Origin of the sequence: Arthrobacter sp. TB 26 (assembly GCF_000427315.1) — a bacterium.
Lineage (GTDB): Bacteria > Actinomycetota > Actinomycetes > Actinomycetales > Micrococcaceae > Arthrobacter.
Map to the genome: position 1 here is coordinate 1 of NZ_AUPJ01000533.1, position 1,263 is coordinate 1,263.

2 protein-coding genes are annotated in these 1,263 nt (G+C 68.0%); one reads left to right on the forward strand and one right to left on the reverse strand.

The genetic code is table 11. The features are described from left to right. Nucleotides 1–168, reverse strand: a 168-nt coding sequence (locus tag K789_RS26335; protein ID WP_035740492.1) for a helix-turn-helix domain-containing protein, incomplete at its 3' end; no start/stop codon positions are given. A gap of 113 nt (nucleotides 169–281) precedes the next feature. Between K789_RS26335 and mdlC the strand changes: the two genes are divergently transcribed. Beyond that, nucleotides 282–1,263: benzoylformate decarboxylase (gene mdlC / locus K789_RS0120925; protein ID WP_024368454.1), on the forward strand; the 982-nt coding region annotated here is incomplete at its 3' end.

Here is a 1,263-nt window from a genome sequence, read left to right on the forward strand (position 1 = left end):
CCCGCCGGGACCGCGGACGAACAGCGGGTCGTGAAGGGCACGCCGCAGCCTGCCGAGGGCATGGCTGACAGTGGGCTGCGTCAGGGACAGGTCCTGCGCGGCGCGGGTCACCGAGCGGTGGTCATAAATGCTCAGGAACGTACGGATCAGATTCAGGTCTAGACTCACCAGCCCATCATAGAGATTATCTATGAGGGAGAGTCGATTTATTTGTTTGTCGGCATAGGGGTTTGGATCCTAGCTTTGTAGGACAAGCAGCCCCGGGATAGGAAAGCATCACCATGACCACTGTCAACGACGCCACTTACCAGCTCCTGCGCCAGCATGGACTCACCACGATTTTCGGCAACCCGGGCTCCAACGAGCTGCCGTTCCTCGCGGCCATGCCGGAGGATTTCCGCTATGTCCTGGGCCTGCACGAGGGCGTAGTGGCCGGGATGGCGGACGGCTACGCCCAGGCCACCCGTCGTCCAGCCCTGGTCAACCTGCACGCGGCCTCGGGATCGGGTAACGCCATGGGTGCGCTCACCAATGCCTGGTACTCGCACACGCCGCTGGTGATCACCGCAGGCCAGCAGGTCCGCGCCACGATCGGCCAGGAGGTCATGCTGTCCAATGTGGACGCCGCCTCGCTGCCCCGCCCGCTCGTGAAATGGAGCGCCGAGCCTGCCTCGCCCCGCGACGTCGTCCGCACCATCGGCCAGGCCATCCACACCGCAGCCCTTGAGCCGTCCGGGCCTGTCTATGTATCCATTCCTTACGACGACTGGGCCCAGGAAACCGGACCTGAGGAGGAACACCTGGCCACACGCGTGGTGGAACACGCCGGTGAGCTTTCCGATGGCCAGCTCGCGGACCTCGTGGCAGCTCTCGACGCGGCCGAGAACCCCGTCCTGGTCCTGGGACCCGACGTCGACTCCGCGCGGGGGAACGCCGACGCCGTCACGCTCGCCGAGCGCCTCGGCGCCCCGGTGTGGGTGGCCCCGTCCGCCCCCCGCTGCCCGTTCCCGACCACACACGCCGCGTTCCGTGGCGTGCTGCCCGCCTCCGTCGACGGCATCACCCGCCTGCTGGCCGGGCACGATCTGATCCTGGTGGTCGGCGCCCCGGTGTTCCGCTACCACCAGTACGAGCCCGGGAACTACCTCCCGGCGGGCGCATCCCTCCTGCAGATCACGTGCGATCCGGGAGAGGCGGCCCGGGCACCGATGGGGCGCGCGCTGGTGGCCTCGATCGGTCCTGCCCTGCGCCGGCTGGCGGGGG